20 protein-coding genes are annotated in these 19,406 nt (G+C 74.3%); 11 read left to right on the top strand and 9 right to left on the bottom strand.

Features of this window, described 5'->3' with window-relative positions:
* Positions 1 to 14: 14 nt before the first annotated feature.
* Positions 15 to 788 (top strand): SDR family oxidoreductase, encoded by a 774-nt coding sequence (locus ACI78T_RS18760; protein ID WP_456559643.1) that lies wholly within the window; start codon positions 15 to 17, stop codon positions 786 to 788.
* Between the two features lie 16 nt (positions 789 to 804).
* Here the strand turns inward: ACI78T_RS18760 and ACI78T_RS18755 are convergent, their stop codons facing one another.
* The 3 genes from ACI78T_RS18755 to ACI78T_RS18745 form a co-directional block, all read right to left on the bottom strand.
* Complete coding sequence (locus tag ACI78T_RS18755; protein ID WP_456559642.1) at positions 805 to 2,106, bottom strand: hypothetical protein; 1,302 nt, start codon at positions 2,104 to 2,106, stop codon at positions 805 to 807.
* A 253-nt stretch (positions 2,107 to 2,359) separates the two neighbouring features.
* Positions 2,360 to 3,505 carry an acyl-CoA dehydrogenase family protein gene (locus tag ACI78T_RS18750; RefSeq protein WP_456559641.1) on the bottom strand — a complete coding sequence of 382 codons (1,146 nt, stop codon included), beginning with the start codon at positions 3,503 to 3,505 and terminating at the stop codon, positions 2,360 to 2,362.
* Between the two features lie 7 nt (positions 3,506 to 3,512).
* Positions 3,513 to 4,688, bottom strand: a complete 1,176-nt coding sequence (locus tag ACI78T_RS18745) for an acyl-CoA dehydrogenase family protein (RefSeq protein WP_456559640.1) — start codon at positions 4,686 to 4,688, stop codon at positions 3,513 to 3,515.
* Between the two features lie 170 nt (positions 4,689 to 4,858).
* On the opposite strand from ACI78T_RS18745, the gene ACI78T_RS18740 reads away from it, so the two are divergent.
* Both ACI78T_RS18740 and ACI78T_RS18735 read left to right on the top strand, forming a co-directional pair.
* Positions 4,859 to 6,322, top strand: a complete 1,464-nt coding sequence (locus ACI78T_RS18740) for a mannitol dehydrogenase family protein (RefSeq protein WP_456559639.1) — start codon at positions 4,859 to 4,861, stop codon at positions 6,320 to 6,322.
* Between the two features lie 119 nt (positions 6,323 to 6,441).
* Positions 6,442 to 7,314 (top strand): DUF559 domain-containing protein, encoded by an 873-nt coding sequence (locus tag ACI78T_RS18735; RefSeq protein ID WP_456559638.1) that lies wholly within the window; start codon positions 6,442 to 6,444, stop codon positions 7,312 to 7,314.
* 62 nt (positions 7,315 to 7,376) lie between these two features.
* Here ACI78T_RS18735 and ACI78T_RS18730 read toward each other — a convergent pair whose 3' ends face one another.
* Both ACI78T_RS18730 and ACI78T_RS18725 read right to left on the bottom strand, forming a co-directional pair.
* Positions 7,377 to 8,549 carry a 4-hydroxybenzoate 3-monooxygenase gene (locus ACI78T_RS18730; RefSeq protein WP_456559637.1) on the bottom strand — a complete coding sequence of 391 codons (1,173 nt, stop codon included), beginning with the start codon at positions 8,547 to 8,549 and terminating at the stop codon, positions 7,377 to 7,379.
* Positions 8,550 to 8,599: 50 nt separating this feature from the next.
* The gene (locus tag ACI78T_RS18725; protein WP_456559636.1) at positions 8,600 to 9,379 is read right to left on the bottom strand and encodes an IclR family transcriptional regulator; all 780 of its coding nucleotides are present in this window, start codon (positions 9,377 to 9,379) and stop codon (positions 8,600 to 8,602) included.
* A 68-nt stretch (positions 9,380 to 9,447) separates the two neighbouring features.
* On the opposite strand from ACI78T_RS18725, the gene pcaH reads away from it, so the two are divergent.
* Genes pcaH through ACI78T_RS18695 form a run of 6 tightly spaced genes read left to right on the top strand, consistent with a single transcriptional unit; the run spans position 9,448 to position 14,235 of the window.
* Entirely contained in the window at positions 9,448 to 10,194 is a 747-nt protein-coding gene (gene pcaH / locus ACI78T_RS18720) for a protocatechuate 3,4-dioxygenase subunit beta (RefSeq protein ID WP_456559635.1), read from the top strand.
* Positions 10,194 to 10,844, top strand: coding sequence for a protocatechuate 3,4-dioxygenase subunit alpha (pcaG, locus tag ACI78T_RS18715; RefSeq protein WP_456559634.1), 651 nt, complete (start codon positions 10,194 to 10,196; stop codon positions 10,842 to 10,844). The genes pcaH and pcaG overlap by 1 nt, the downstream gene beginning before the upstream one ends.
* A gap of 22 nt (positions 10,845 to 10,866) precedes the next feature.
* Positions 10,867 to 12,192 (top strand): 3-carboxy-cis,cis-muconate cycloisomerase, encoded by a 1,326-nt coding sequence (gene pcaB / locus ACI78T_RS18710; RefSeq protein WP_456559633.1) that lies wholly within the window; start codon positions 10,867 to 10,869, stop codon positions 12,190 to 12,192.
* Positions 12,189 to 12,968, top strand: a complete 780-nt coding sequence (gene pcaD / locus ACI78T_RS18705; protein WP_456559632.1) for a 3-oxoadipate enol-lactonase — start codon at positions 12,189 to 12,191, stop codon at positions 12,966 to 12,968. The genes pcaB and pcaD overlap by 4 nt, the downstream gene beginning before the upstream one ends.
* Positions 12,965 to 13,357, top strand: a complete 393-nt coding sequence (gene pcaC, locus ACI78T_RS18700; RefSeq protein WP_456559631.1) for a 4-carboxymuconolactone decarboxylase — start codon at positions 12,965 to 12,967, stop codon at positions 13,355 to 13,357. The genes pcaD and pcaC overlap by 4 nt, the downstream gene beginning before the upstream one ends.
* 41 nt (positions 13,358 to 13,398) lie before the next feature.
* Entirely contained in the window at positions 13,399 to 14,235 is an 837-nt protein-coding gene (locus tag ACI78T_RS18695; RefSeq protein WP_456559630.1) for an alpha/beta fold hydrolase, read from the top strand.
* A 4-nt stretch (positions 14,236 to 14,239) separates the two neighbouring features.
* Here the strand turns inward: ACI78T_RS18695 and ACI78T_RS18690 are convergent, their stop codons facing one another.
* Both ACI78T_RS18690 and ACI78T_RS18685 read right to left on the bottom strand, forming a co-directional pair.
* The gene (locus ACI78T_RS18690) at positions 14,240 to 15,451 is read right to left on the bottom strand and encodes a cytochrome P450 (protein WP_456559629.1); all 1,212 of its coding nucleotides are present in this window, start codon (positions 15,449 to 15,451) and stop codon (positions 14,240 to 14,242) included.
* 48 nt (positions 15,452 to 15,499) lie between these two features.
* On the bottom strand, positions 15,500 to 16,480 hold the full coding sequence (locus ACI78T_RS18685; RefSeq protein ID WP_456559628.1) for a PDR/VanB family oxidoreductase: 981 nt from the start codon (positions 16,478 to 16,480) through the stop codon (positions 15,500 to 15,502).
* A gap of 79 nt (positions 16,481 to 16,559) precedes the next feature.
* Between ACI78T_RS18685 and ACI78T_RS18680 the strand changes: the two genes are divergently transcribed.
* Complete coding sequence (locus tag ACI78T_RS18680) at positions 16,560 to 17,333, top strand: IclR family transcriptional regulator (RefSeq protein ID WP_456559627.1); 774 nt, start codon at positions 16,560 to 16,562, stop codon at positions 17,331 to 17,333.
* Positions 17,330 to 17,923, top strand: coding sequence for a 5-formyltetrahydrofolate cyclo-ligase (locus ACI78T_RS18675; protein WP_456559626.1), 594 nt, complete (start codon positions 17,330 to 17,332; stop codon positions 17,921 to 17,923). The genes ACI78T_RS18680 and ACI78T_RS18675 overlap by 4 nt, the downstream gene beginning before the upstream one ends.
* A 36-nt stretch (positions 17,924 to 17,959) precedes the next feature.
* Here the strand turns inward: ACI78T_RS18675 and ACI78T_RS18670 are convergent, their stop codons facing one another.
* Together ACI78T_RS18670 and ACI78T_RS18665 are read right to left on the bottom strand one after the other, a co-directional pair.
* A complete protein-coding gene (locus tag ACI78T_RS18670) occupies positions 17,960 to 18,370 on the bottom strand; it encodes a DUF4186 domain-containing protein (protein ID WP_456559625.1) in 411 nt (136 codons plus the stop codon).
* 88 nt (positions 18,371 to 18,458) lie between these two features.
* Positions 18,459 to 19,325, bottom strand: coding sequence for an alpha/beta fold hydrolase (locus ACI78T_RS18665; protein ID WP_456559624.1), 867 nt, complete (start codon positions 19,323 to 19,325; stop codon positions 18,459 to 18,461).
* Between the last annotated feature and the right edge of the window lie 81 nt (positions 19,326 to 19,406).

The following is a 19,406-nucleotide window of genomic DNA, read 5'->3' as shown; positions in this document are numbered from 1 at the left end:
GTAGAAGTGACCGGGTGACGTCCTCGCGCAGCATCCTCATCAGCGGCGCCGCCCGCGGGATCGGGCGGGCCACCGCCGAGCTCTTCCTCGCCCGCGGCTGGCGGGTCGGCATGTTCGACGTCGACCGGGCCGCCGCGGCGGAGGCGGCGGCCGGCCGCGAGCGCGCCGTCCCCGGAGGACTGGACGTCCGCGACGCCGGCCAGTGGCGGTCGGTGCTCCGGGAGTTCTGCGGGGACGGCCGCCTCGACGTCCTGGTCAACAACGCGGGCGTGCTCTCGTCCGGGCCCTTCACCGAGATCGACCTGGACAGCCACCGCCGCATGGTCGACGTCAACGTGACCGGGGTGGTCAACGGCGCGGTCGAGGGCCACCCGTTCCTGCGGTCGCCGGGCGGCCTGCTGCTCAACCTGTGCTCGGCGTCCTCGATGTACGGCCAGCCGACCCTGGCCACCTACGGCGCGACCAAGGCGGCGGTCCGATCGCTCACCGAGGCGCTCGACATCGAGTGGCGGGGCGAGGGGATCCGGGTGCGGAGCCTGGTCCCGCTGTTCGTCGCCACCGAGATGGTCACCCGGGACGGCGTCCGGGCGACCAGCGTCGCCAGCCTCGGGGTGCGGCTCACCGCGGACGACGTCGCCGCGGCAGCCTGGCGGGTCGTGCACGAGCGGGGTGTCCCGCTGCGCGGCCCGCACCGGGCCGTCGGCCGGCAGACGAAGGTCCTGGCCGCGGTCTCCGCCGTCACCCCCGACTGGGCCAACCGCCTCGTGGTCGGGCGGCTGGCCCGCTGACCGCCGTCGCGGCCGGTCAGCAGGGGCCGGGGGCGATGTCCTCGGCGAAGCCGTCCTCGGACGGGGTCAGGCAGACGACGTCCGCACCGATGGCGACCTGGACCAGCTCGCCGACCGCCGTGATGACCAGGTCCGGGGCCACGCCCTCGTAGTAGGGCAGGACGTCGGGGAGCAGCGCGGCCGACGGCTCGCCGCCCTGCTCGTACGCGGTGGCCGCGATGTCCATGTCGACCCAGGTGGCGACGGTGTAGGCGTCCAGCGGGACCTCGGTCCCGACCTCGCCCCCGGCCCCGTAGCCGGGCAGCTCGGACATGCCGACGGCCATGAGGGCCTCGAGGTCGACCTCGGCGGCGCCGTCCGGGGCGGTGATCTCCCGTGCGGGGCCCAGGTCGGCCCGCAGCACGAGCGAGCCCTCGGCGCCCTCGACGAACTGGGCGACGTCGAGCTCGGCCCGCTTCAGCTCGCCGTCGCGCACCCAGAACGAGACGTCGATCTGCAGCTCCGGGATCGAGTCGACCGTCGGCAGCTGCTTCTCCAGCTCCGCGGCGGTGGCCTCGTCGTAGAGGCCGGGCAGGCCGGCCTTGAGCTCGCCCCAGACCTCGCGGACGTCCACGGTGGCGACGAGGTGGTCGCCGTTCTCGTCGGCCTCCCGGCGCTCGACGGCCGTGACGCCGCCCTTGAGGGCTTCGCCCAGGAGGTCGCGCATCTCCCGCGTCGCGTCGTCGGGCATGGCCGCACCGCCCGACATCTCCTCCAGCTGCTCCAGGTAGGCCTCGACGTCGACGGAGACCCAGTCGCCGTCGAGCAGCGCGGTGGCCGGCTCGCGGATCTCGTCCGGGGCGGGGCCGGAGACGCCGTCCTCGCCGGTGAGCCCGGCGCGGAACTCGTCGAGCCCCTGCTGCATCTCGGGGAAGCGCTCCGCCAGGCCGTCGAGATCGGCCCGCGCGTACGCCGTGTACCCGATGGAGCGCAGCTCGCCGGCGACCAGGTCGTCGATCCGGACGACGACGCTGCTCGCGTCGTCGGTGTCGCTCTCGTCCTCGCCGAGGTCGTAGGCGAGGTCGAGCGACGACGACAGCACCGTCTCCAGGACGTCGTCGGAGAGGCCGGGGTCGGCCTCGGGCTCGGCGGACTCGGCGAACGCCCGGACCTCGTCGGCGGAGCTGGCGATGGACAGCTCCACGGCGCCGGCCCTGTCCTCCACGAGCTCGGCGAACGCGTCGCGCAGGGCCAGCTTCGGCTCGAGGGCCTGTGCGCCGCAGGCGGCGGTGCCGGCCAGGGCGACCAGGACGGCGCCTCCGGCCACGAGTCGGGGCATGCGCACGGGCTTCCTCCAGGGTTCCGCCCCGGGGCGTTCCCCGGCGACGATCAGCAACGGCGGAAGCCTGGACCAGGTCGGCCCCCCGGGCGGGCGCGTGTCGTGCGCGTGGGGCGGCTGCGACCTGAGGGGGCACACCGTTACCGGAGCGTGCCGGAACCCGGACCACGGCACCAGACCCCGATCGGGCGACGGGCCCGGGACGCGACGGAGCCCCGTCCCGCGGTGCGGGACGGGGCTCCGGACGGTGGGGTCAGCCGGCGTACGGCGCGCCCAGCGGGTCGACCGTCTCGTAGCTCGCCACGCCCTCGGCGAGGCGGGCGGCGGCCCAGTCGCCGTCCCCGAGCAGGTGGTCGATCGCGGTGAGACGGCTCGTGTAGTGCCCGACGGAGTACTCGGCGGTGACGCCGATGCCGCCGTGCAGCTGGATGGCTTCCTTGCCGATGTGCCGGCCCGCGCGGCTGGTCTGCAGCCGGACGCGGTCCGCGGCCGAGACGACGTCGCCCCCGGCCTCCTGCACCATCGACGCCCACAGCGCGACGCTGCGGGCCAGCTCCAGGGACACGTACATGTCCGCGGCCCGGAAGGTGAGCGCCTGGAACTTGTTGAGGGTGACGCCGAACTGCTTGCGCGTCTTGAGGTACTCGGCGGTGGTGCGCAGCGCCGTGTCCATGGCGCCGAGCGCCTCGTGGCCGTAGGCGATCCGGGCCTCGGCGAGCGCCCGCTCGATGGCGGCGGTCTGGTCACCGGTGCCGAGGGCCACGGCCGGGGTGCCGTCGAAGCGGACGTTGGCCGCCCGGGTGCCGTCGTGGGTGCGGTAGCCGGTGCGGGTCAGCCCGGAGGCGTCGCCCTGGACGACGAACAGCCCCGTGCCGCCGTCGACGGCCGCGCTGACGACGAGCACGTCGGCGCGGGCACCGCTGGGGACCGGCTCCTTGACGCCGGTCAGCGTCCAGCCGTCGCCGCTCTGCGTGGCGGTGACGGCCTCGGCCGTCGGCGTCCAGCGCGTGCCGGGCTCGGCGTGCGCGAAGACGGCGATCGTCGTCCCCTCCGAGATGCCACCGAGCAGCTCGGCCTTCTGCTCCGGGGTGCCGACGGCGGCGATCAGCCCACCGGCCAGCACGACGGTCTCGATGAAGGGCTCGGGTGCGAGGATCCGCCCGATCTCCTCGGCGACGATCGCCACCTCGACCGGGCCGGCGCCCATTCCGCCGTCCTCCTCGGAGAAGGGCAGGCCCAGCAGGCCCATCTCGGCCAGCCGTGCCCAGGTCTTCTCGTCGAAGCCGGGGTCGTTCTTCGTCACCGCGCGGCGCTGCTCGGTGCTGGGGTAGGCGCGGGCGAGCAGGCCGCGCACCGCCTCGCGGAGGTCGTTCTGCTCGCTGTCGTAGTCGAAGTTCACTGTCGTCTCACAACCCCAGGATCGAGCCGGCGATGATGGTGCGCTGCACCTCGTTGGAGCCCCCGTAGATGGAGACCTTGCGGTAGTTCAGGTAGTTCGGCGTCGCGACCCGGGCCCAGTCGGGCACGTCGGAGCCCTCCTCGGCGAAGGAGGCCAGGGAGAGCGGGCCGGCGAGGTCGACGAACAGCTCGGTCGCCGCCTGCTGCAGCTCCGAGCCGCGCAGCTTGAGCACCGACGAGGCCGGGTGGGGCTTGCCGTCGGCGGAGTTGGCGACCACCCGGAGGGCGGTGAGCTCGAGCGCCAGCAGCTCGTTCTCGAGCTCGGCGATGCGCGCGGCCACGAACGGGTCGTCGGCCAGCGGGCGGCCGCCGGAGGTGATCGCTTGCGCGTGCTCCTTGGCCTGCGCGAGCATCCGCTTGGTCGAGCCGACCCGGGCGATGCCGACGCGCTCGTTGCCGAGCAGGAACTTGGCGATCGTCCAGCCCTGGTTCTCCTCGCCGACGAGGTTCTCCGCCGGCACGCGGACGTCTTCGAAGAAGACCTCGTTGACCTCGAAGCCGCCGTCGAGCAGCTCGATCGGCCGCAGGGTCACGCCCGGGGTGTCCATCGGGAAGACGAGCATCGAGATGCCGCGCTGCTTCTTCTCGGCGGTCGGGTCGGTGCGGACCAGGCAGAAGATCCAGTCGGCGTGCTGGCCGAGCGTGGTCCAGGTCTTCTGGCCGTTGACCACCCAGTCGTCGCCGTCGCGGACGGCGGTGGTGCGCAGCGAGGCGAGGTCGGAGCCGGCGTCGGGCTCGGAGAAGCCCTGGCACCACCAGATGTCGAGGTTGGCCGTCTTGGCCAGGAACCGCTCCTTCTGCTCCTGGGTGCCGAAGGCGGCGAGGACCGGGCCGATCATGCTGGCGTTGAACGCCAGGGGCTCCGGCACGTTGGCCAGCTGCATCTCCTCGCGCCAGATGTGGCGCTGCAGCGGCGTCCAGTCCTTGCCGCCCCACTCGACCGGCCAGTGCGGCACGGCGAGCCCGGCGGCGTTGAGCGCCTGCTGGGCGACGACGAACTCGTCCTTGCTCAGGTGCCGGTGGGCGGCGACCTTGTCCCGGATCTCCTGGGGCACCTGGGTGGTGAAGAAGGTCCGCATCTCGTCCCGGAAGGCTTCGAGCTCCGGGGACAGCTGCAACCGCATCGGTCCTCTTTCCTCGACGGCGGCCGCTCCTGTGGTGCCGTCGTCAACGTTCGGGTCGAGCCGACGATCCCACATCTGCTACCGGCGGGTAGCTGGGGGCGGCGGGCGGCGTGGCGCGGAAATGCCGCGTCCTGCCGTTCCGGCGGCGGCGCAGCGGGCATGGTGTCCGCGTGACGCCTCTCGCCGCGCGCTCCCTGCGGTCCCTGAACGGGCAGGTCGCGACGCCGTCCTACGACCGGAGCCAGGTCCGGCCGGGCATCGTCCACCTCGGGGTCGGCGGCTTCCACCGGTCCCACCAGGCGATGTACCTGGACCGGCTGATGTCCCGGGGGCGGGCCCTCGACTGGGGCATCTGCGGGGTGGGGGTGCTGCCGTCCGACCGCACGATGGCCGAGGTCATGGCGGAGCAGGACTGCCTCTACACGCTCGTCGTCCGCAAGCCGGACGGGTCAGAGGACGCCCGCGTCATCGGGTCGATCGTCGAGTACCTGTTCGCGCCGGACGACCCGGAGGCCGTCGTGGCGCGGATGGCGGATCCCGCGACCCGCATCGTCTCGCTGACGGTCACGGAGGGCGGCTACAACGCCTCGGCGGTCACCGGCGAGTTCGACGGCTCGAACCCCGGGGTCGTCAACGACCTCCAGCCGGGCGCGGCCCTGCGGACGTCCTTCGGCCTCGTGGTCGAGGCGCTGGTGCGGCGGCGCGAGCGGGGGATCGCCCCGTTCACCGTGGTCTCCTGCGACAACATCCCGCACAACGGCGACCTCGCCCGCAGCAGCTACGCCGCGTTCGCCGGGCTGCGTGACCCGGAGCTGGGGGAGTGGGTGCGCCGCGAGGTGCCCTTCCCGAACTCGATGGTCGACCGGATCACTCCCGCGACCACGGACGACGACCGGGCCGACGTCGCCGAGCGCTTCGGCGTCGAGGACCGGTGGCCCGTCGTCTGCGAGCCGTGGACGCAGTGGGTCCTGGAGGACACGTTCTCCTGCGGCCGGCCGCCGCTCGAGGACGCCGGCGTCCAGCTCGTCGACGACGTCGTTCCGTACGAGCTGATGAAGCTGCGGCTGCTCAACGCCGGTCACCAGGTGCTGGCCCAGCCGGGCCGCCTGGCCGGGCTGCGGTACGTGCACGAGGCATGCGGCGACGAGCTGTTCCGCCGGCTGCTGCGGGGCTACCTCGACGAGGAGGCGACCCCGACGCTGTCCCCGGTGCCCGGCATCAACCTCGACGCGTACAAGGCGGACCTGGTCGGGCGCTTCGCCAGCCCGGCGATCGCCGACACCCTCGACCGGATCTGCGCCGAGGCGTCCGACCGCATCCCGCAGTTCCTGCTGCCGGTGCTGCGCGCGAACCTCGCCTCGGGCGGGGAGATCTGGCGGTCGGTCGCCGTCCTGGCCGCCTGGGCGCGCTCGGCGGACGGCGCCGACGACGACGGCCGGCGGATCGAGCTCAGCGACTCGCGGGCCGAGGCGCTCGCCGCCCGGGCGCGGGCGGCCGACCCGCTCGCCTTCGTGGCCGACCGCGAGCTGTTCGGCGACCTGGTGGACGACGAGCGGTTCACGAGCACCTACGTGGCGACGCTGCAGTCCCTGCGCACCCGCGGCGTCCGCGCCACCCTCGAACCCCTCGCCTGAACGCGCGAGATCTGCACACTCGGGGCCATCAGGCGCTGATGGCCCCGAGTGTGCAGATCTCGCGGACGGTCTGTGGACGGTGTCAGCGCTCACCGAGGCGTTTCCAGCAGGCTGCGCCGATGCCCACCCGCCCTGTGCCTCCTCGCCTCACGGGCCCGGCCACCCGCTCGGGCGCGGCGGCAGCAGGCATCTCCGACGCGCAGCTCAGGCATCGTGGCGTCGTCCGCCTCTCGAGGGACACCTACCTGCCGCGGGCGCTGCTGCAGGACGTCACGGCGCGGATTGCTGCCGTCCTCCTGACCGCGCCGCCGAACGCGGTGGTCAGCCATGTCACCGCTGCGGCCATCTGGGGGCTGGCGATCCCCCTGCAGGCGGATGACGAGAGAGTGCACCTCACGGTCGCGACGGGATCGGCGGTGCGCGCACGGTCCGATCGAGCGATCCACCGCAGCCCGCTGGTCGCCGACGAGGTGTCCGAGCGGCTCGGCGTCCGGCTCACCACGCCGCAGCGCACCTGGCGGGACCTGGCCATGGTCCTCGCCCCGCCCGCGCTGCTCGCCGTCACCGACCAGGTGCTCGCCCGCTGGTGCACGCGCGCACAGCTGAGGGCTCAGCTGGACCTCCGGCCGTCGGGGAGGGGGGCGGCCCGGGCGCGGGCGGTGCTCCCCGTCGGTGACCGGGGATCGGATTCCCCGATGGAGTCGGTGCTGCGCTGGTTGCTCCACGCCGCCGGGGTTCCGGCACCGGTGCTCCAGCACGAGATCCGAACGCCCGACGGCAGGTTCTTCGCGGACTTCGCATGGCCGGAGCTCAAAGTGCTGGTCGAGTTCGATGGCGACCACCATCGGGAGCGCAAGACGTTCGTGGACGACGTGCGACGCCAGAACGCGCTCGTCGCTGCCGGCTGGACGATCCTGCGGTTCACCTCGGCCGACGTCATCGGTCGCCCCGACGACGTCGTCGCCCGGATCAAGCGCGCCCTACGCGGATGAGATCTGCACACTCGGGGCGATCAGGCGCTGATGGCCCCGAGTGTGCAGATCTCGTGCCGGCGTCAGAGGTCGAGGGGGAGGCCGGTGTAGTTCTCGGCGAGCTCGCGGGCCGCGGGCTCCGACGAGCACACCCGCCGGAGCTGGGAGAGCTGGAGCTCGGCGTCGAAGTCGTCGCCGGACCGGTGCAGCATCGACGTCATGAACCAGGAGAAGTGGGTGCACCGCCAGACGCGGGCCAGCGCCCGGTCGGAGTAGCTGTCGACCAGGTCGGTCTGCTTCTCCTTGAGCAGCCGCACGATCGCCGGCGCCAGCAGGGTCACGTCGGCTACGGCGAGGTTGAGGCCCTTCGCGCCGGTCGGCGGCACGATGTGCGCGGCGTCGCCGGCCAGGAACAGCCGGCCGCGGCGCATCGGGGCGCTGACGAACGACCGCATCGGCAGGATCGACTTCTCCGTGACGGTGCCGGTGTTCAGCTCCCAGCCCTCGAGCGCGAACCGCTTGGCGAGGTTGTCCCAGATGCGGTCGTCGGACCAGTCCTCGATCTTCTCCGAGGGGTCGACCTGGAGGTAGAGCCGCGAGACCTTCGGCGAGCGCATCGAGTAGAGCGCGAACCCCTCGGGATGCCAGGCGTAGATCAGCTCGTCGGTGGCCGGGGCGGCGTCGGCCAGGATCCCGAGCCAGGAGTAGGGGTAGGTGCGCTCCCAGGTCCGGCCGGTCGTGCCCTCCTGGACGACGGCGCGCGACGGGCCGTGGAAGCCGTCGGTGCCGGCGACGACGTCGCACTCGAGCACCTGGGGGTTGCCGTCGGCGTCGGTGAAGCGGATGCGCGGGTTGTCGGTGTCGACGTCCTCGGGCCGCACGTCGGAGACCTCGAAGAGCAGCGGCGGGCCGCCGTCGAGCTGCGCCTTGATCAGGTCCTTGGTGACCTCGGTCTGGCCGTAGACCCACACCGTGCGGCCGCACAGCTCGGGGAAGTCCAGCTTGTGGCGGGTGCCCGGGTACTGCAGGTAGATGCCGCGGTGCTCCATGCCCTCGCGCTGCAGCCGGTCGCCCACCCCGGCCTCGGTCAGGGTGTCGACGGTGTGCTGCTCGAGGATGCCTGCGCGGATGCGGGCTTCGACGTAGTCGCGGGAGCGGTTCTCCAGGACGACGTTGTCGATGCCCTGCAGCGTCAGCAGCCGGGAGAGGAGCAGGCCGGCCGGGCCGGCGCCGATGATGCCTACCTGGGTGCGCACGGCCCGAGTGTGACCGCGGCTACCGACGCCTGGGAACCCGTTCCTCCCGCTCAGTGGAAGTCGCGCGTGCGCGCCAGCTCGCGCCCGATGCCCCGTGCGGCCATCTCCAGCACGGGTACGAGACGCGGCAGGTCGCGGCGGTGCGGGGGGACGACGATCCCGAGCGCGGCCACGACGACCGGACCCCCGCCGTCCCGGTCGACCTGCACCGGGACGGCCAGGGACGCGGCGCCGGGGGACATCTCCTCCGACGTCCGGGCGTACCGGCGGCGGCGGACCTCGGCCAGCTCCCGCCGCATGCGTCCCGGGTCGACCACGGTGTGCCGGGTCTGCCGGCTGAGCGAGCGCAGCGCCTGCTCGACGACGTCCAGCGGCGCCGAGGCCAGCAGCACCTTGCCGACCCCGGTCGCGTGCAGCGGGAGCCGGCTGCCCACCTGGCTGACGATCGGCACCGACTCGCGTCCGGAGATCCGCTCCACGTACAGCGCTTGCAGGCCCTCCCGGACGGCGAGGTGGACGGTGTCGCGGATGGTCGTGTGCAGGTCCTGCAGGAACGGTGCGGCGACCTGGCGGAGCTCGAGCTGCACCGGTGCGAGCAGGCCGAGGTCCCAGAGCTTGCGGCCGATCTCGTAGCGGCCGTCGCCGCGGCGGTGGAGCGCTCCCCAGCCGGTCAGCTCGCCGAGCAGCCGGTGCGCCGTGGCCAGCGGCAGCGCGGAGCGCTCGGCGATCTCCGACAGCGACAGCCGGGGGGTCGAGGCGTCGAACGCGTCGAGGATCGCCAGCGCCCGGGAGGTCACCGAACGGCCGGGTGCGCTGCTCCGTCCGGCCATCGGAATCCCTCCCGCCCAGTGGAAGTCCGGGCTTGGAGAGCCTAACCCGGGGCCCGTACGGTCCCGGCATGACCGGGACCACATCGCCGAGCGGCCTGCACCTGCCGAGGTACCTGCGCGAGCCGGACGCCACGCGGACGCCTGTCGGCTTCCCCGACTACCGGAGCACGGCCCTGCGCGCGCCGCTGCGCACGCCGGTCGACCTGCCGCACCGGCTCACCGAGATCACCGGTCCGGTGCTCGGCGAGGACCGCGTGCTGCCGACCGACGCCGACCTGACCCTCCGCAACGGCGGGGAGGCCGTCGGCCAGCGGATCCTCGTGTACGGCCGGGTGCTCGACAGCGACGGCCGCCCGGTGCCCGACGCCCTGGTCGAGGTGTGGCAGGCCAACGCGGGCGGGCGCTACCGGCACGTCGTCGACGTGTTCCCCGCGCCGCTGGACCCGCACTTCGACGGGCTCGGCCGGGTGGTCACCGACAGCCTGGGCCGCTACGAGTTCATGACGATCAAGCCCGGCGCCTACCCCTGGGGCAACCACCACAACGCGTGGCGGCCGGCGCACATCCACTTCAGCCTGTTCGGGCGCGCGTTCACCCAGCGGCTGGTCACCCAGATGTACTTCCCGGACGACCCGCTGTTCGGCCAGGACCCGATCTTCAACTCGATCCCGGCCGCGGCGCGCCACCGCGCGATCAGCCAGTTCAGCCTCGAGCGGACCGTGGACAACTGGGCGCTGGCCTTCGAGTGGAACATCGTGCTGCGCGGCACGGACCAGACCCCGTTCGAGACCGAGGACGACGGAGACGTGGCCTGATGACGGTGAACCCGCTGGACGTCCCGGACGTCACCGAGCCCTACCAGCCGCTGCCCGGGCGCAGCCGGACCACCGGCTTCCTGGAGGGGCCGCTGCGGCTGGGCACCAGCCCGAGCGCGACCGTCGGCCCCTACCTGGCCATCGGCCTGACCTGGCCCGACGGCGAGCTGGCGGCCGCCGAGGGCACCCCGGGTGCCTTCTGGATCCGCGGCCGGGTGTTCGACGGCGCCGGCGCGGTCGTGCCCGACGCGATGGTCGAGACCTGGCAGGCCGACCCCGACGGCGGCTTCCCGTCGCCGGAGGACCCCCGCGGGGCGTCGTCCTACCCCGGCTTCCGCGGGTACGCCCGGGCCCAGACCAGCACCGGCGAGTACGCCGTGCACACCCTCAAGCCGGGCCGGGTGCCCGACGGCGAGGGCGGCCTGCAGGCCCCGCACATCGACGTCTCGATCTTCGCGCGCGGCCTCCTCGACCGGGTGGTCACCCGGATCTACTTCGCCGACGAGGCGGAGGCCAACGCCGAGGACGTCGTCCTGCGCGGGCTCGACGAGGACCGGCGCGCCACCCTGCTCGCGGAGAAGTCGGACGACGGCTACCGGTTCGACGTCTACCTGCAGGGGGACCGGGAGACGGTCTTCTTCGCCGTATGACCCGCTCCGGTAGGAAGTGGGTGTGAGCGGACTCTTCGACGGCACCTTCGCCCGCGGGGGAGCCTCCGCGGCCGTCTCCGACCCGGCCTGGCTCGACGCCCTGCTCGACGTCGAGGCGGCGCTCGCCCGGGCTGCCGCGCGCACCGGGCTGGTGCCCACCACGGCCGCGGACGCCGTCACCGCGGCGTGCGCGGAGCCGGCCGGGCTGGACCTGGCGCGGGTGTTCGCGCGGGCGGCCGACGCCGGCAACCCCGTACCGCCGCTGGTCCGGGTGCTGCAGGACGCCGTGGGTTCGGACGCCGCGCGGGCGGTGCACGTCGGCGCGACGAGCCAGGACGTGCTCGACACCGCGATGCTGCTGGTCGCCCGCCGCGCCATGGCCGCGATCGACCGCGATCTCGCGGTGGCCGCCGAGGCGGCAGCCGGTCTGGCGCGCACCCACCGGGACGACGTCGTCATGGGCCGCACGCTCATGCAGCAGGCCCTGCCCACCACCTTCGGCCTCAAGGCCGCCGGCTGGCTGGCCGGGCTCGAGGGCGCCCGTGCCCGCCTGGTCGCCGTCGACGACTCCCTGCCGGTCCAGTACGGGGGAGCGGTCGGCACGCTGGCGGCCAGCGACGGGTCGGGCACCGACCTGCGTGCCGCGCTGGCCGCCGAGCTCGGGCTCGCCACCACCCCGGTCGCGTGGCACACGGTCCGCCTGCCGATCGCCGACCTCGCCGGTGCGCTGGGAGCCGCGGCGGGCGTGCTCGCCACCGTCGCGCTCGACGTCGTCCTGATGGCGCAGACCGAGGTCGGCGAGGTCAGCGAGGGCGCCGAGGGCCGCGGTGGGTCGTCGGCCATGCCGCACAAGCGCAACCCGGTCGCCGCCATCTCCGCCCGCGCGTGCGCCCGCCGGGCGCCCGGGCTCGTCGCCACCCTGCTCGCCGCGATGGAGCAGGAGCACGAACGCTCGGCCGGGGCGTGGCACAGCGAGTGGCCCACCCTCGGCGAGCTGCTGGCCAGCGTCGGCTCGGCGGCCGCCTGGCTCGCCGAGTGCCTGACCGATCTGCGGGTCGACGTCGCCCGGATGGCCGCCGCCGTCGAGGCGGCCCGCGACCCCGAGCTGGCCGGCGCGCTCGCCGACGCCCTCACGCCGTCACTCGGCCGCGGCGCGGCCCACGACGCCGCCGCGGAGGCGGTCCGGGAGGCCCAGCGCTCGGGTCGTCCGCTCGCCGAGGTCGTCGCGCAGCGGTCCGACGTCGACGTGACCGCCCTGCTCGGCGGCGGCCCGGACGTCGGCGAGGCCGCCGCGCAGGTCGACGCCGTCCTCGCCGCCTACGCCGCCCGTACCGGAGGAGCCGCATGACCGCCGTCGACGTCGCGTACACCGAGGACGGGCCGGCCGACGCGCCGGTCGTCGTCCTCTCCAACTCCCTGGGCGCCACCCGGGGGATGTGGGACCCGCAGGTGCCGGCGCTCGCCGAGCGATTCCGGGTGGTCACCTACGACACCCGCGGGCACGGGGAGTCCCCGGCGCCCGCGGGACCGTACGGGCTCGACGACCTCGTGGACGACGTCGTCGCGCTGCTCGACCGCCTCGGCGCCGACCGGGCGCACGTCGCCGGGCTCTCGCTGGGCGGCATGACGGCGATGCGGCTGGCCGTCCGCGAGCCGGACCGGGTGCAGAGCCTCACCGTCCTGTGCAGCTCCGCCAAGGCCGACCCGCAGGGCTTCCTGGACCGCGCGGCCGCCGCGCGGGCGGGTGGCACTGCCCAGTTCGCGCCGACCGTGGTGGGGCGCTGGCTGACCCCGGGCTACGCCGCGGAGCACCCCGACCTGGTCGCCCGGCTCGTCGGGATGATCGAGGGCGCCGACGACGAGGGCTACGCCGCCTGCTGCGAGGTGGTGGCCGGGCTGGACCTGCGTGAGGACCTCGGCCGGATCACCGCGCCGACCCTCGTCGTCTCCGGCGCCGAGGACCCCGCGCTGCCGCCCGAGCACCAGCGGCTGATCGCCGGCGGCATCCCCGGCGCGCAGCTGCTGACCCTCAGCCCGGCCGCCCACCTGGCCAACCTCGAGCGGACGCTGGAGACCACCGGCGCGCTGCTCGGCCACTTCGACTCGGCTGGAGCCCCCGCATGAGCACCGACGACGAACGGCGCGAGGCCGGCATGCGGACCCGGCGGGAGGTGCTCGGCGACGCGTGGGTCGACCGTGCCGTCGCCGGCACGACGCCCTTCACCGCGGACTTCCAGGACTTCATCACCCGCACCGCGTGGGGCGACCTCTGGCAGCGGCCCGGGCTGGCCCGCCGCGACCGCAGCCTCATGACGCTGTCGATCACCATCGCGCTGCGGCACTGGGACGAGTTCGCGCTGCACGTGCGCGCGGCGAAGAACAACGGCCTCACCGACGAGGAGATCGCCGAGGTCATCCAGCACGCCGCGATCTACGCCGGCGTCCCGGCCGCCAACCACGCCTTCAAGGTGGCCGCACCGATCCTGGAGGAGCTGCGCGGCACGTCGGCCTGAGATCCCTTGTCGGCCATCGCCGGTGCCGACAGGGTGGCGTCATGACCGACGTCCGGACGACGGGGCGGGAGCCCCGGCGCGGCACGTTCCCGAACGGCATGGAGTACCTGGCCTGGGGGGACGGTCCGCTGACGCTGCTGTCGATCCTGGGCGGTCCCGGCAGCTTCGTGCCCACCGGGACGATGGCGAAGATGCTGGTGCGCCAGTCCCGGCCCTACGTCGAGGCGGGCTACACGAACTGGATCGTCACCCGCCGCCGCGGCATGCCCGCCGGCCACGGCATCGCCGACATGGCCGACGACTACGCCCAGGTCATCGCCGAGCAGTTCGGCGGCCGGGTGGACCTCGTGGTCGGGGAGTCCTTCGGCGGCATGGTGGCCCAGTACCTGGCGGCACGGCACCCGGAGCGGCTGGGACACCTCGCCCTCGTCGTCGCGGGTTGCGAGGTCAGCGAGTGGGGCAGGGACGTCGACACCCGGATGGCCACGGCGCTCGCGCGCGGGGACGCCACGGGGTGCGGCACCGCCTTCGCCGAGTACGTCATGCCGGGGGATCGCCTGCGCCCGGCGCGGCGGCTCCTGGGTCCGCTCGTCGGCCGCCTGATGTTCGCCGACGAGCCCTGCCCGCCGGGCGACGTCCTGGTCGAGCTGAGGGCGGAGACGTCGTTCGACTCCCGCGCCGTGCTCCCCGGTGTCCGGGTCCCGGTGCTGATCGTCTCCGGGAGCCGCGACCGGTTCTTCCCGCCGGGGATCATCGACGAGACCGCCGCACTCATCCCCGGCTGCCGGGTCGTGCGGTACGAGGGCAAGGGGCACCTGGGCACCGGCACGGACAAGCGGGTCGCCACCGACGTCCTCGCCTTCGCCGCCCGCCGCTGAACGGTCAGCCGAGCGTCACCCGCACCGGGATGCTCTCCCAGGCCCGCAGCGTGTTGTTGTGGTGCCGCTTCGTCGGGCCGTCGAGCCCGATCGTCCGCACCCGGCGGGCGAGCGCCGTCACGAGGGTCGCGGCCTCCAGGCGCGCCACGTGCTGGCCGACGCACTGGTGGATGCCCATGCCGAACCCGACGTGCCCCGACGGGTCCCGCGAGAGGTCGAAGGTGTCCGGGTCCGCCCAGCGCCGCGGGTCGCGGTTGGCGGCGGCCAGGAACATCAGGATCTTGCGGCCCTCGGGGACGACGACGTCGCCCACGCGCACGTCGGTGGTCGCCGTCCGGAAGAAGGTCTGCACCGGCGACTCCCAGCGCACCGCCTCGTCGAAGGCGACGCGCGCCAGGCCTGCGTCCTCGCGCACGCGCTGCCACTGGTCGGGGTTGGTGGCGAACGCGTAGAGGACGGCGGAGATGCCGTGCACCGTCGTGTCGACGCCGGCGGTGAGCAGCGACCGCACCGCGAGCGGGGCCTGCTCGGGGGTGATGTCGCCGCGGTCCGACGCCGCCCAGATGTCCGCGCCGAACCCGGTCGGGGCCAGCACGTCGCGCCGGCACTGCGTGTTGACCCAGGCCGAGAGCTCGGCCACCCGCGGCGCGCCCTTGGCGACGAGGTCGTTGGCCGGCCCGAAGGCGTTGAAGGCGTGGTCGCCGTAGGGCAGCAGGTTCTCCCGCCCCGTCTTCTCGATCCCGACGGCGTCGGGGAACACCCGGAGCGGGAACGTGGCGGCGAGGTCGGCGACGGCGTCGAAGGCGGTCCCGCGGGCGAGTACCTCGTCTACCAGCGCCTCGGCGTCGGCCGCCCAGCCGTCGTGCAGCCGGCGCAGCGCCCGCGGCCCCAGCACCTTCTGCAGCACCCGGCGGGGCGCGTCGTGCTTCGGCGGGTCCGCCTCCAGCACGATGCTCGGCGGCCGCCACGGCTTCTCGTAGCGGAAGTTCGACAGCCCGACGCCCGCGGCCGACTGGAAGCCCTGCCAGTCGACCAGCGCCGCGTAGACCTCGTCGTAGCGGGCCATGGCGTAGACGTCGTAGCGGCTCAGGTGCACGACGGGTCCGGCCTCGCGCAGCTCGGTGTGCATCGGGAGGGGGTCCTCGAGCACCTCGTGGCTGAACGGGTCCACGTCGCTGGTCGGCAGTGCGGTGCCGGTCGGGACGGTCGCGGTCATCATTTCCTCCCGGAAGAGGGACTTCCTGTACAGAAAGTCCCGTGGGGGTCAGAGGTCGAGGACGAGGCGCTCGTCGCGCGAGCGGGAGACGCAGACGTACATGCAGTCGTTGACGTCCCGCTCGTCGTCGTCGAGCAGGGCGTCGCGGTGGTCGGGGCGGCCGGCCAGCACGGTCGTCTCGCAGGTGCCGCAGACCCCGCGGCGGCACGAGGAGAGCACCTCGACGCCGACCTGGCTGAGCGCCTCCAGCACCGTCAGGTCGGGGGTCACGGTCACCGTGGTGCCGGTCCGCGCCAGCTCGACCTCGAACGGCGCGGTCCGCACCGGCGCGCCGGCCTCCTCGGCGACGAACCGCTCGGTGCGCAGCGTGTGCGGCGGCCAGCCGGCGCAGAGGCTCTCCACGGCGGCGAGCAGGGGAGCGGGCCCGCAGGCGTAGATCCGCACGCCCTCCCGCGGCTCGCCGAGGAAGCCGGGCAGGGAGCGCCGGAGACCGGACTCGTCGCGCGGCACCACCTCTACGCGATCGCCGTATCGGGCCAACTCGTCGAGGAAGGCCATCGACGCGCGCCGGCGGCCACCGTAGAGCAGCCTCCAGTCGGCGCCGAGCATCTCGGCCTGGCGCACCATCGGCAGGATCGGCGTGATGCCGATGCCCCCGGCGACGAAGAGGTAGCGGTCCGAGGGGACGAGCGGGAAGTTGTTGCGCGGGCCGCCCACGCCCACCAGATCGCCGACCTGGAGCGAGTCGTGCACGTAGCTGGAGCCGCCGCGGCTCTCCAGCTCCAGGAGGACGCCGACCCGGTAGGTGAACGGGTCCCACCTGTCGCCGCACAGGGAGTACTGCCGGGTCATGCCGTTCGGCAGCACGAGGTCGATGTGCGAGCCGGGTGTCCAGTCGCGCAGCCGCCCGCCGGACGGGGCGGCGAGCTCCAGCGTGAGCACCCCGTCGGCCTGCACGTCCTTGGCCGTGACGCGGAGCATGGCGACGTCGGCGCCCACCGGGGTCGGCGCGGGGGAGACGGCGGTCATGGGGACCACGGTGGACCGTCCGGGTGTGATCCGGGAAACACCTTCTCAATGGATGGGAGACCGGTGTCACACTGTCCGCATGCCACGCGTCGCGACGGGCGAGTCCTCGCTCACCCGCGCCGTCCGGATCCTCGAGTCGTTCACGCCCGACGAGCCGGAGCTCACCGTCAGCGAGGTGGCGCGCAGGGCCGGGCTGCACCTGGCCACCGCCTCGCGGATCGTGGGCCAGCTCGTCGACCACGGGCTGCTCAGCCGGGGCCCGGACCGCGAGGTCCGCGTGGGGATCCGGATGTGGGAGCTGGCCGCCCGTGCCGCGCCGACCCGCTCGCTGCGCGACGCCGCCATGCCCTACCTCGAGGACCTGCACGCCGTGGTCGGCCACCACGCCCAGCTGGCGGTCCTGCACGGCGACGAGGTCATCTTCCTCGAACGGCTGTCGGCCCGGGACGCCGTCGTCAACTACTCGCGGGTGGCCGGCCGGTTGCCGCTGCACATCTCCTCGTCGGGCGTCGTCCTCATGGCCTACGGCCCGGCCGAGCTGCAGGAACGGGTGCTCGCCCGGCCGCTCGAGAGCCGGACTCCGGCGACGGTCACCGACCCCGCCCGGCTGCGTGCCCTGCTCGACCAGGTCCGGCGCACCGGGTACGCCCTGCTGCCCGGCCACGTCCACCCGGACGCCACCGGCATCGCGGTCCCGGTGCGGAACGGGCTCGGCGAGGTCGTCGCGGCGCTCTCGGTGATCGTCCCGAACGACGCCGGCGCGGTGTCCGCGGTGCCGGCGCTGCTGGCCGCCGCCCGGGGGATCGGGCGCGCGCTGCGCGCGGCGGGGCTGCTCCCTACGCTGCCGGGGTGACCTCCCGCGAGGACCCGGTCGTGGTCAAGGACGAGCTCCGCGAGGGGCTGCTGTTCCGCCGGCGGGCTCGTCCGGCGGTCGAGCGCGCCGCGGCGGCGGAGGCAGTCGCCGCCGCCCTGCTCGAGGGGCTCTCGGGCGTCGGCACGCTGGCGGCCTACGTGCCGGATCCGTCCGAGCCCGGCAACGGCCGGCTGCCGGACGCCTACGCGCAGCTGGGCGCCCGCGTCCTGCTGCCGGTCATCCCGGCGGAGGGGCGGGTCCTCGACTGGGCGGTCCACACCGGGGAGCTGGAGCACGGCCGGTTCGGCCTGTCCCAGCCCGTCGGCCCGCGGCTCGGGCCCACCGCGATCGCGGAGGCCGACGCCGTCGTCGTCCCGGCGCTGGCCGTGGACCGCTCCGGCATCCGGCTGGGCCGGGGCGGCGGCTACTACGACCGGGCGCTGGTCCACGCCCGGCCGGACGCCGTCCTCGTCACGGTGGTGTTCGACGACGAGCGGCTCGACCACCTCCCGCGCGAGGCGCACGACCGGCCGGTGCGGGCCGTCGTGACGCCGTCCGGCGGTTGGCAGGAGCTCGTCCACGGCCGGTGAGCTCAGCTCTCGCCGGCTGTGAACGCCGCGCCACCGTCACGATCGGCGTGAGGTGGAGCTTTCGGAGGTCCGACCCCCCACGGAGGTCGCCAGCTCGCGGTCGATCCAGCGCCCGATCACCTCGACCACGTAGGCCCGCTCGTCGCGGTCGAGCCGTTTCCCCTTGGCGATGCCGTGCCACGTCTCCAGGCAGCTGCGGCAGCAGGTCGCGGTCGCGTGCTGGGCCACGAAGACGGGGTGGTTGCGGTACGGGGTCTGCCGGCCGTCGTTGCGCGGCTCGGCGGGTGCCAGCCGCTCCGCGATGATCTCCCCGGCGTGAGCCCGCATCGTCTGCGGACCACGCAGCTCGGCCGTGGCCCGATCGCGCCCGCGCAGGTGGAACCGCCGCCCGAACGGTCGTGCGCTCGCGCGGTCGATCCGTTCATCGATCTCGGCGGGGTCGGGCACGCCTCCAGATTAGGCACGACACGGTGGCCGACGACGAGGACGAGAGCGGCCGGGTCCCGCCGCACCCGTTCGCCACCTGCGGGTGAGGTCAGCTCCCGGCGAGCACCGCACGGACGGCGGAGGCGAACGCGTCGGGGGCCTCGAGCGGCACGAAGTGCCCGGAGTCGGGGAGCTGCGTCACCGTCACGTCGGCGAGGAACTCGTCGAGCCGGTCGGACCACTCGACCGGGAAGAGCGGGTCGTGCGCCGGCCAGAGCACGTGCGTGGGGACGGCGAGCCGCGCCTCGGGGGCCGGCGCCTGCTCGGCCAGCCCGCGGACCAGGATGCCCGGGCCCTGCCGGTACCAGCCGATCGACGCGGTGAAGGCCCCGGGCGCGGCGTAGTTCTCGGCGAGCCGGTCGAGGTCCTCGGCCGCCGGCGCGTACGACGGGCCCGACCAGTGCGTCCAGAAGTGCTCCAGGTACGCCCGGACGGCGTCGCGGTCACCGTCGAGCAGCTGCTCGGCGAGGTCGAGGCGGTGGAAGTGCTGGTACCAGAACTCGCGGTGGACGTCGGGCCCGAGCAGCCGCTGCCCGGCGCCCGGCAGGGGCGGGGCGACGACGAGCGCGCGCACCCGCCCGGGGGACTGCGCCGCGACGACCTGGGCGATGCGGCTGCCGATGTCGTAGCCGGCCAGGACGACGTCCTCGAGGCCGAGCTCGTCGAGGAGCGCGGTGACGCTGCGGGCCTGGGCGGCGCCGGTGTACGCCTCGTCGGGGTCGGCGAGGTGCTTGTCGGACTCCCCGAAGCCGCGCAGGTCGGGGACGACGACGTCGGCGGTGCCGGCCAGCAGCGGCGCGACCAGGCGGTAGTCGGAGCGGCCGCCGGGCCACCCGTGCAGGAGCACGACGGGCGGCCCGTCGCCGCTCCTGTCGTAGGCGAGGGAGAAGCCGTCCACGGGGGAGCTGCGAGGCATGGTGGGCACCCAGGGTCGAGGTCGGTCGGGGGACACGCACCGCCGGGGGGGGGGGGGGGGGGGGGCCCCCCCCCCCCCCCC

The organism is Blastococcus sp. SYSU D00922 (assembly GCF_054050495.1).
The sequence above is the reverse complement of the archived record's forward strand: the minus strand, read 5'-3'. Positions and strand labels throughout refer to the sequence as shown.

What these genes read in the sequence shown, in the direction of transcription:
- ACI78T_RS18755 (WP_456559642.1), bottom strand. Translation starts at nt 2,106, where the DNA reads ATGCCCCGACTCGTGGCCGGAGGCGCCGTCCTGGTCGCCCTGGCCGGC.
- ACI78T_RS18745 (WP_456559640.1), bottom strand. Translation starts at nt 4,688, where the DNA reads ATGCGGTTGCAGCTGTCCCCGGAGCTCGAAGCCTTCCGGGACGAGATG.
- ACI78T_RS18735 (WP_456559638.1), top strand. Translation starts at nt 6,442, where the DNA reads ATGCCCACCCGCCCTGTGCCTCCTCGCCTCACGGGCCCGGCCACCCGC.
- ACI78T_RS18725 (WP_456559636.1), bottom strand. Translation starts at nt 9,379, where the DNA reads ATGGCCGGACGGAGCAGCGCACCCGGCCGTTCGGTGACCTCCCGGGCG.
- pcaH (WP_456559635.1), top strand. Translation starts at nt 9,448, where the DNA reads ATGACCGGGACCACATCGCCGAGCGGCCTGCACCTGCCGAGGTACCTG.
- pcaG (WP_456559634.1), top strand. Translation starts at nt 10,194, where the DNA reads ATGACGGTGAACCCGCTGGACGTCCCGGACGTCACCGAGCCCTACCAG.
- pcaD (WP_456559632.1), top strand. Translation starts at nt 12,189, where the DNA reads ATGACCGCCGTCGACGTCGCGTACACCGAGGACGGGCCGGCCGACGCG.
- pcaC (WP_456559631.1), top strand. Translation starts at nt 12,965, where the DNA reads ATGAGCACCGACGACGAACGGCGCGAGGCCGGCATGCGGACCCGGCGG.
- ACI78T_RS18695 (WP_456559630.1), top strand. Translation starts at nt 13,399, where the DNA reads ATGACCGACGTCCGGACGACGGGGCGGGAGCCCCGGCGCGGCACGTTC.
- ACI78T_RS18690 (WP_456559629.1), bottom strand. Translation starts at nt 15,451, where the DNA reads ATGACCGCGACCGTCCCGACCGGCACCGCACTGCCGACCAGCGACGTG.
- ACI78T_RS18685 (WP_456559628.1), bottom strand. Translation starts at nt 16,480, where the DNA reads ATGACCGCCGTCTCCCCCGCGCCGACCCCGGTGGGCGCCGACGTCGCC.
- ACI78T_RS18680 (WP_456559627.1), top strand. Translation starts at nt 16,560, where the DNA reads ATGCCACGCGTCGCGACGGGCGAGTCCTCGCTCACCCGCGCCGTCCGG.
- ACI78T_RS18665 (WP_456559624.1), bottom strand. Translation starts at nt 19,325, where the DNA reads ATGCCTCGCAGCTCCCCCGTGGACGGCTTCTCCCTCGCCTACGACAGG.